The following is a 9,048-nucleotide window of genomic DNA, read 5'->3' on the forward strand; positions in this document are numbered from 1 at the left end:
TTTGCAAGAGCCTCAGGTTTTTTAGGTATTCAGCTCGTCGGTCGACGAGAGGCGGTTTTTGAATGAAGTTTGTTGACGAAGTATCCATTCGGGTCAAGGCCGGTGACGGCGGCAACGGTTGCATGAGCTTCCGTCGCGAGAAGTTCATCGAGAACGGTGGCCCCAACGGCGGCGACGGTGGTGATGGTGGTTCGGTGTACATGGTGGCCGACGAAAACCTCAACACCCTGGTCGACTACCGCTACACCCGTCACCATGAAGCCCAGCGCGGCTCCAACGGTGGCAGCACCGACTGCACCGGCAAGAAGGGTGAAGACCTGTTCCTGCGCGTGCCGGTCGGCACCACCGTGATCGACGCCTCGACCCAGGAAGTGATCGGTGACCTGGTCACCCCAGGCCAGAAGCTGATGGTCGCCCAAGGCGGCTGGCACGGCCTGGGCAACACCCGTTTCAAGTCCAGCACCAACCGTGCGCCGCGCCAGACCACCCCCGGCAAGCCGGGTGACCAGCGCGACCTGAAGATGGAGCTGAAGGTACTGGCCGATGTCGGCCTGCTCGGTTTGCCGAATGCCGGCAAGAGCACCTTCATCCGTTCGGTGTCGGCCGCCAAGCCGAAAGTCGCCGACTACCCGTTCACCACCCTGGTGCCGAACCTGGGCGTGGTCAGCGTCGACCGCTGGAAGAGCTTCGTCATCGCCGACATCCCCGGCCTGATCGAAGGCGCCTCCGACGGTGCCGGCCTGGGTATCCGCTTCCTCAAGCACCTGGCGCGTACCCGCGTGCTGCTGCACCTGGTCGACCTGGCGCCGCTCGATGGCAGCAGCCCGGCCGATGCCGCCGAGGTGATCATCAACGAGCTGACCCGCTTCAGCCCGTCGCTGACCGACCGCGAGCGCTGGCTGGTGCTGAACAAGGCCGACATGCTGATGGACGACGAGCGTGACGAGCGGGTCAAGGAAGTGGTCGAGCGCCTGCAGTGGGAAGGCCCGGTCTACGTGATCTCGGCCATCGCCAAGCAGGGCACCGAGCAGCTCAGCCACGACCTAATGCGCTACATCGAAGACCGCGCCGACCGCCTGGCCAACGACCCGGCCTACGCCGAGGAGCTGGCCGAGCTCGACCAGCGCATCGAAGACGAAGCCCGTGCCCAGCTGCAGGCCCTGGACGACGCACGCACCCTGCGCCGTACCGGCGTCAAGAGCGTGCACGACATCGGCGACGACGATGCCTGGGACGATGATTTCGAGGACGACGAAGACGGCCCGGAAATCATTTACGTGCGCGACTGATCGGTTGCAGTACACTAAACGCCGCTCTTTGGAGCGGCGTTTTTGTATCTACGGTATCTACAGATTCGACATAGGTTGGAAGACAAGATGCGAAGCAAGGTGACTGGCGCCAAGCGCTGGGTCGTGAAGATCGGTAGTGCGCTGCTCACGGCGGATGGCAAGGGCCTCGACCGCGGCGCCATGGCCGTGTGGGTCGAGCAGATGGTCGCGCTGCGTGAGGCGGGCGTGGAGTTGGTGCTGGTCTCCTCCGGGGCCGTGGCAGCGGGCATGAGCCAGCTGGGCTGGAGCTCGCGACCGAGCGCGATGAACGAGCTGCAGGCGGCTGCCTCGATCGGCCAGATGCGCCTGGTGCAAGCCTGGGAGTCGAGCTTCGGCGAGCACGGCAAGCACACCGCGCAGATCCTCCTGACCCACGACGACCTGTCCGACCGCAAGCGTTACCTCAACGCCCGCAGCACCTTGCGTACCCTGGTCGACCTCGGCGTGGTGCCGGTGATCAACGAGAACGACACCGTGGTCACCGACGAGATCCGTTTCGGCGACAACGACACCCTGGCCGCGCTGGTGGCCAACCTGGTCGAAGCCGACCTGCTGGTGATCCTCACCGACCGCGACGGCATGTTCGATGCCGACCCGCGCAACAACCCCGAAGCCCAGCTGATCTACGAAGCTCGCGCCGACGACCCGTCGCTCGACGCCGTGGCCGGCGGTACCGGCGGCGCCCTGGGCCGTGGCGGCATGCAGACCAAGCTGCGCGCCGCGCGTCTGGCAGCCCGTTCCGGTGCCCACACCATCATCATCGGCGGGCGCATCGAGCGCGTGCTCGACCGCCTCAAGGCCGGCGAACGCCTGGGCACGCTGCTGTCGCCCGAGCGCGGCATGCTGGCAGCGCGCAAGCAGTGGCTGGCCGGCCACCTGCAAACCCGTGGCACCCTGGTGCTCGACGCCGGTGCCGTGCAAGCGCTGCGTGCCGCCAACAAGAGCCTGCTGCCGGTCGGCGTGAAGACCGTGCAGGGCAGTTTCCGCCGTGGCGAGATGGTGGTCTGCGTCGGCCCCGATGGCCTTGAAGTGGCCCGTGGCCTGGCCAACTACAGTGCGCTGGAAGCACAGAAGATCATTGGCCAGCCGTCCGATGCCATCGAGGCCCTGCTCGGTTACAGCGCAGAGCCGGAGCTGGTGCACCGCGACAACCTGGTGCTGGTATGAGCCTGTTCACGCGCGCGTTGGCGGTGCTGGCGCTGGCCTTGCCGATGGTGGCCGGGGCCGAGGAAATCGGCCAGGTGTCCACCGTGTTCAAGTTCGTCGGGCCAAACGATCGCATCGTCGTCGAGGCGTTCGACGACCCCAAGGTCGAGGGTGTGACCTGCTACCTGTCGCGGGCCAAGACTGGCGGTGTGAAGGGTGGCCTGGGGCTGGCCGAGGATCGGGCGGAGGCGTCGATCGCCTGCCGTCAGGTGGGGCCGATCAGCTTCAAGGGGGAGTTGAAGGACGGTGAGGAGGTGTTCAAGGAGCGCACCTCGCTGGTGTTCAAGACCATGCAGGTGGTGCGTTTTCTGGACAAGAAGCGCAATACGCTGGTGTACCTGGTGTATAGCGACCGCATGATCGAAGGCAGCCCGCAGAATGCGGTGACGGCGATTCCGATCCTGCCTTGGGCGCATTGATCTAGCTGGGAGGCCTTTGGCCTCCAATCGCTGGCAAGCCAGCTCCCACACTGATCTCCACAGCCCTCAAGAGCACTGGAAATCCCTCTGTGGGAGCCGGCTTGCCGGCGATGGGGCCGCAAAGCGGCCCCGTTACACCGATCAGGCCAACTCCTCGGCCTCATCCTCCCGCACGATCGCCTTCACCTCATCCAGCCGGCTGATGTACTTCCAGTCGGCCTCGTCGATGTAGATGCCATTCGGCCCGCTGCCACCTTCAAGATCGATCGCCACCCGCGCCGACACCTGCGGCTTCACGCTCGCCAGAATCGGCACGAAGCCCAGCTGCAGGCTGGTTTCCAGCAACGCCGCCTGGTTGCGTTCGTCGATGTCCGCCGCCTCGTCGAGGTAGTACGGCAGGCGAATGCGCCCGGCCAGGTCGCGGTCCATCAGGTGCAGCAACAGGTACATGTTGGTCAGCGCCTTGATGGTCATGGTGGTGCCGTTGGAGGCGGCACCGTCGATGTCGGCGTGGATCACCGGCTGGCTGTTGATCTTGGTGATCTCGAACGCCAGCTCGAACAGGTCCTTCAGGCCCAGCTGGTTGTGGTTGGCCGCCACCAGCCGTGCCAGGTATTCCTTGGCCTCTTCGTTCTTGTGGTCTTGCTCTGCGCTTTGCGTCAGGTCGAACACCGACAGGGTCTCGCCTTCCTCGTACTGGCCGGCGCTGTGGATGATCTGGTCGATGTGCTTGAGCGCTTCCTTGTTCGGCGCCAGCACCACGCGGAAGCTCTCCAGGTTCGACACCTGGCGCTTGTTGATCTCGCGGTTGAACAGGGCCAGCTGGTGCTCGAGGCTGTCGTAGTCGCTGCGGATGTTGCGCAAGGTCCGGGCGATGTCGGTGACTGCGGCGCGGCGCGCCTTGGCCAGGGTCAGGGCTTCGTCGGTGCGGTGCGCGTAGGCGTTCACCAGCAGCTGCAGGCGGCGCTCCATGTCGTCTTCGCTGTCGAACTTGGCCACGCCCTTGAGGCGCACCTGGGCGTACAGCGCCTCGATCTGGTTGTCGACGCGCTGCAGGCCCTGCCAGCTGTCCTGGTAGTCGTTGAGCAGCGGCAGCAGGTTGTCCATGGAGTCGTCGACCGCTTCCATGAACGGCGTGCCGAACGGCAGGTCGGCGGGCAGCAGCTGGCGGCGGCGCAGGGCGTCTTCCAGGGTGCGCTGCTTGGACTCCAGGTCGCCGATCTGGCGGCCGACCAGCTGCAGCTTGGCCGACAGCTGCTGGACGCGCTCGGTGAAGGCATCGCTGGAGCGCTTGAGCTCGTCCTGGGCGGCTTCGAGCTGCGCCAGTTGCTCGAGCTTCTCCGGCTCCTCGGCGGCCAGGGTCTCGCTGCGGCGGTAGTCTTCCAGGGCCTTCTGGGCGTCCAGCACCTGCTGGTACAGCGCCTCGGTCTGGGCCTTGGAGGCGTTGCGGTCGGCGGCAACCGACTGCTGGGTCTTGAGCTGCTTGAGCTCGCGCTCCAGGCGGTCCTTCTGGTCGCGCAGGGCCGCGCGGTCGGCCAGGGCCTGTAGGGCCGGTGGGTCGATGTGCGAGATGTCGATGGAGATGCCAGGGGCTTCGAAGCGCTCGCCCTTGAAGCCGTCGAGCACCGCTTCCAGGGATTTCACCCACAGGTCGCTGTCGTCCAGCTCGATGCCGCGCTCACCCAGCGGCAGGCTGAACAGTGCGCCGTTGAACAGGCGCATCAGGCGGTCGACGTCCTGTTGCGAGAACTCTTCGCGCAGGCGTGCGTAGCTGTTGTTGTCGGCGTGGTCGAGCTGCTGCTTGACCTGCTTGAGGCGTTTTTCCAGGTCGCGCACGCGCTCGTCGAGGTCCTCGGCGGAGAACTGGCGCGACTGGGCCAGGGCACCGGCCAGTTCGTCGTGGGCGTCCTTGGCCGCCAGCAGTTGCTGCTCCAGGACCTTGACGTCATCAACCAGGGCGAAGCGGTGCTTGAGCACCGACAGCTCGCCCAGCCAGCGCTGGATGCCGGTGATTTCACGCTCCAGGCGCATCAGCTCCTGGGTGCCGCCGCGCTGGTCGTTCTGCAGGCGGTCCTGCTCGCCGCGGTAGTGCTCGGCCTGGATCACCAGCTCTTCCTTGCGCGCCATGGCGTATTCCTGCCAGGTGCCCAGCAGGTTGTCGAGCAATGGCGAAAGGCGGTGCAGCTTGCCGCGCAGGATGTCGCGCTGGGCCACGCCGCCGGCCAGGGCCTCGACCAACGGGCCGGCGGCGACCAGGGCGTTGTAGTCCTGTTCCATGCGGCGCACGTCGCGGAAGGCTTCTTCGCAGGCGGCGATGTAGTCGACGCTGCCCGAGCGCAGGCTGTGCTCGAAGGCATCGAGGAACAGCTGCTTGAGCTTGGCGGCGGTGATTTCGCGCATGTGCAGCAGGTTGATGAACAGCGCGCGGAAGGTTTTCAGGCTCTGCTCGCTGGTCGAGCGCAGCGGGATCATGGTCAGGTCCAGCGGCACCGAGGTGTGGCCGCCGACCAGCAACCGGCGCAGCTCGTCCGGCTTGAGCTCGTAGGCTTTCAGGCCCAGGCGCTCGAGGTTGGTGAACAGCTCTTTCTGGCGCAGGCAGGTGTCGTTCTTCTGGTAGTGAGCCAGGTCCAGTTCACCTTTGTAGGCGAAGAACTGGTGGCCGAAACCGCCGCCCGGGCCGCGGCCGACCACGCCGATCACGTGCGGGCCGTGGGGCAGGTTCAGTTCGCAGAGGATGTACGAGGTGTCGCTGGCGAAGTAGAAGCGGCGCGACTGCTCCAGGCTGTACTTGCCGAAGCTCATGTCCGACATGCGCGCCAGGATCGGGAACTGCAGGGCGTTGATCGACGCCGATTTACCCAGGTTGTTGGCGCCGTAGACCGACAGCGGTTGTTCCAGGGGGAACAGGCCAAGGCTGTAGCCGGCGGTGTTGAGCAGTGCGAAGCGGCGGATGCCGTAGCGTTCCTGGCTCATGCATCAATCTCCTGTTGCTCTTCGCGGATGGCCCGGGCCAGGGCCTCTTCTTCGCTTTCCTCGGCCTCGAACGGGGTCAGGTCGAGCGGGTCGTCGGTGCGCGCCAGTTCCTCGGGGCTTTCTTCCTCGACCAGCACCGGGGTCGGCAGCGGCAGGTCGCTGTGCAGGCTGGCGGCCAGGTCGCGGTCCTGCTGCACCGACAGGCACACGTCGAGGAAGCGGTGCATCGGCGGCAGGAAGCGGTAGATGCCGCCTTCCTCATGGGCGAAGCCCAGCTGGGTCATGCGGCGCATGATCTTTTCTTCCAGCTCTTCGACGGTTTGCACTTCGGCCTGCAGGAACAGGTCGCGGTACTTGTCCAGCAGCGATGGCAACTCGTCGCGGCCGATGCTGCCGCCGTCGAGCACGGCCATCGGGTCGCGGCCCTGGTCGGCCAGGTGCTCGACCAGGATGAAGGTGAACAGCGACAGGCGCTGGGCAGTCTTGTTGACCTGGGCGGCGGCCTGCTCGGGGACGAAGTAGTAGAAGCCGCGGGTATCGCACACCAGCTCGAAGCCCAGGGCCTTGAACAGGGTGCGGTACTGGTCCTGGAAGTTCGACAGCTGGGCGTACATTTCCGGGTCGCGGCGGCTGACGTGGAAACCTTTGAACAGCTCGCGGAAGATCGGCGCGAGCTGGGACAGTTCGGAAAGATCAAGATGCATTGGCTGGGCTCGCGTTGGTTTCAGGTTGCGCTTGGCGGCTGGACGACAGGGCGAACGAGCGCAGGCTGACCAGGTGTTCGTGGGTGGTGTAGTCGCGACGGTCCAGGCGCTCGCGCTTGAAGCGCTTCTCCCGCGACAGGCGCGAGAACCAGTACAGCAGTTCGTCGGTGGCGCCTTCGGGCTCCTGCTCCAGCAGCCAGACCATCAGGTCGGGCAGCGGCAGGGCGTCTTCGCAGCGCTCGAGCATTTCCTTGACCGTGCGTGGCGCGCGCGGCAACGGGCCGCTGTGGGTCTTGTGGGCCTTGGGGAACTTGGCCGGTTTCGGCTCGAAGCGGGCCAGGGCGTAGACATACGCCTCGACCTGGCTGGCGCTGCCGAGGAAGGTGCTCTGCGGGCGGGTGAACAGCGGCATGGCGGCCTGGGGCACGGCATCGATGCCCTTGCGCCGGATCACCGACAGCGCCAGTGCGGCGCCGCGGGTCACGGCGTTGTGCCGGCGCGCTTCTTCGCGCAGCGGCAGCAGCAGTTCACGAGCGTGGCGCAGGGTCAGCTGGGCGCTGGTCTGCATCTCCAGGATGCGCGCGTGGGTGCGCAGCAGCATGTCGTCGTCGACCAGGTGGCCCAGGCGTGCCTGCTCGCCCAGCAGCTTGAGCAGCACGGTCTCGACCTTGCGCACGCCCTGTTCGAAGGCGCCGTCGGCGTTGACCAGCTGGATCATCGGCTCGACGTACTCGTCCCAGGTCGCCAGGACTTCGGCGTAGCGCTGGCGCAGCGGGATCTGGCGGTTGCTGGTCTTGGCCCGTTCGGCCACGGCCACCAGCGCCTGCTCGTCGTTGTCGAGCTTCTTGAGCACATCGCGCACGCGCATGTCGAGCAGGCGCAGCTGGCGTGCCAGGTCGTCGCTGTCGCGGTTGTCGAAGGCATCCTGGATGTGCCCGGCCAGGCGCTCCAGGTGGCGCAGGTAGGCCTCGATCTCCAGGCACAGGCCCAGGCGGTGCTCGCGGCGCAGGTAGGCGAGGAAGTCGTGGATCTGGGCGTTGAGCTCGAAACGGTTCGGGCTCTTGGCCACCGGCACCAGGATATCCAGGCGGATCCACACGTCGAGCAGCTGGGTGATGTCCTGCGGCGTGCTTTCCACTTGCTGGCGGCCCAGTTGCTGGCGCAGTTCGACCAGGCTCAGGGTGCCTTGGTCGAAGCGCTCGCACAGCGGCTCGATCAGGGCCCAGTGTTCGGCTAGGGCGCGCAGGACGCGCTTGGGTTCGATCATTGGCGTCTACTCGTTGCCAAGTAAAAAGGGGGCGATTGTACTGCATCCGGGGGGGAGGATTTCACCCCTTGGTCTGTAATGAGGGATAACCCTGATTTATCTGGGGGATTCACCGGCCCCATCGCCGGCAAGCCGGCTCCCACAGGTACACCATCGAGCCCTGTGGGAGCCGGCTTGCCGGCAATGGGGCCGGTGAAGACAACAACTTTCTGCCGACCAGTTGCGGCGCTCGCTGGCCAACAGCGTTAGAATGCCCGACTGTTTGTTCCCCCCGGATACCCGTGCCTTGCTGACCGAGCCCCGCCGCCGCGCCTTCCTTTCCGCCATGCAAGTGGTGCATTGGCTGCCGCGCGCCGAACTGCCGTTCGCCGCACCGTCGCGCCCCGAGCTGCTGATGCCGCAGGTTCCGGTGGAAGAAGCCGATTTCCAGAGCAGGCCAGCCGCCGCGCCAGCAAGCGAGGCGCCGGCCGCCCCCCAGGCGCGTTCCGCCGAACGCCCGAAAATCGAAATCCCACGCCCGGGCAGCACGCCCAAGCCGGTTGCCAAGCCCGTCGAGGCCGAGCCGCAGGCCCCCGCGCCACGCCCGGCGCCGGTGCCGCCGCCGCGTTTCTCGCTGCAACTGCTGCGCGCCGGCAGCTGCCTGCTGCTGGTGGAACTGGCCACCGGCCAGCCGTTCCAGAGCCGCGACCCGTCCTACCTGCTGCTCAAGGACATGCTGCGCGCCGCGGGCCTGCCGGATGCGCCGCAGATCATCGGCGAGCCGGTGCGCTGGCCGCTGCTGGTGCGCGGCAACATGGACCAGGGGCCGGATGCGGCGCGTGATTTCGTCCAGGGTTTCGTCCAGGCGCGCCTGGAAGAGGCCCCCTGCACCTGCCTGTGGCTGGTCGGCCTGCCGGCGCTGCGCTTCGCCGCCGGCGTCGACGACACGGCCTATTACCAAGCCCTGAAGCTCGACGGCCTGGGCGATGCCTGGGCGTTGCCGGGCCTTGAACTGTTGATGGACGAGCCGCAGCGCAAGGCGGACGTCTGGCAAGCGATGCGCCAGCTGATGGCGCGCTGGAAGAGCGTTGAATGAGTGACTCGATCAGTTTCCGCCCGATGACCGAGGCGGATCTGGATGCCGTGCTTAAGATCGAATATGCCGCGTTCAG

General features: G+C 66.3%; 7 protein-coding genes and 1 pseudogene. 5 read left to right on the top strand and 3 right to left on the bottom strand.

The window, feature by feature from the left end; translation table 11 throughout:
• The first annotated feature begins 62 nt into the window (after positions 1 to 62).
• The 3 genes from cgtA (at position 63) to B3E94_RS00860 (ending at position 2,953) form a co-directional block, all read left to right on the top strand.
• Positions 63 to 1,289, top strand: coding sequence for an Obg family GTPase CgtA (gene cgtA, locus B3E94_RS00850; protein ID WP_016392849.1), 1,227 nt, complete (start codon positions 63 to 65; stop codon positions 1,287 to 1,289).
• A gap of 87 nt (positions 1,290 to 1,376) precedes the next feature.
• Complete coding sequence (gene proB, locus B3E94_RS00855) at positions 1,377 to 2,495, top strand: glutamate 5-kinase (protein WP_176512199.1); 1,119 nt, start codon at positions 1,377 to 1,379, stop codon at positions 2,493 to 2,495.
• Positions 2,492 to 2,953, top strand: a complete 462-nt coding sequence (locus B3E94_RS00860; protein ID WP_286911976.1) for a CreA family protein — start codon at positions 2,492 to 2,494, stop codon at positions 2,951 to 2,953. The genes proB and B3E94_RS00860 overlap by 4 nt, the downstream gene beginning before the upstream one ends.
• Before the next feature lie 141 nt (positions 2,954 to 3,094).
• Here B3E94_RS00860 and mksF read toward each other — a convergent pair whose 3' ends face one another.
• From mksF to mksB, 3 genes are read right to left on the bottom strand one after another with little or no spacing between them, the layout of a single operon-like run.
• Positions 3,095 to 5,926 (bottom strand): Mks condensin complex protein MksF, encoded by a 2,832-nt coding sequence (gene mksF / locus B3E94_RS00865; protein ID WP_176512197.1) that lies wholly within the window; start codon positions 5,924 to 5,926, stop codon positions 3,095 to 3,097.
• Positions 5,923 to 6,630, bottom strand: a complete 708-nt coding sequence (mksE, locus tag B3E94_RS00870) for an Mks condensin complex protein MksE (RefSeq protein ID WP_176512196.1) — start codon at positions 6,628 to 6,630, stop codon at positions 5,923 to 5,925. Before mksE ends, mksF begins: the two co-directional genes overlap by 4 nt.
• The gene (gene mksB / locus B3E94_RS00875; RefSeq protein ID WP_176512195.1) at positions 6,620 to 7,897 is read right to left on the bottom strand and encodes an Mks condensin complex protein MksB; all 1,278 of its coding nucleotides are present in this window, start codon (positions 7,895 to 7,897) and stop codon (positions 6,620 to 6,622) included. Before mksB ends, mksE begins: the two co-directional genes overlap by 11 nt.
• Before the next feature lie 286 nt (positions 7,898 to 8,183).
• Here mksB and B3E94_RS00880 point away from each other — a divergent pair, with 286 nt between their 5' ends.
• Both B3E94_RS00880 and B3E94_RS00885 read left to right on the top strand, forming a co-directional pair.
• Positions 8,184 to 8,972 (top strand): energy transducer TonB, encoded by a 789-nt coding sequence (locus B3E94_RS00880; RefSeq protein WP_286911980.1) that lies wholly within the window; start codon positions 8,184 to 8,186, stop codon positions 8,970 to 8,972.
• Positions 8,969 to 9,048 (top strand): annotated as a pseudogene (locus B3E94_RS00885) (ribosomal-protein-alanine N-acetyltransferase); the annotation flags it as partial. The gene B3E94_RS00880 and the pseudogene B3E94_RS00885, both read left to right, overlap by 4 nt.

Source organism: Pseudomonas sp. UBA6315 (assembly GCF_002438125.1).
Lineage (GTDB): Bacteria > Pseudomonadota > Gammaproteobacteria > Pseudomonadales > Pseudomonadaceae > Aquipseudomonas > Aquipseudomonas faucium.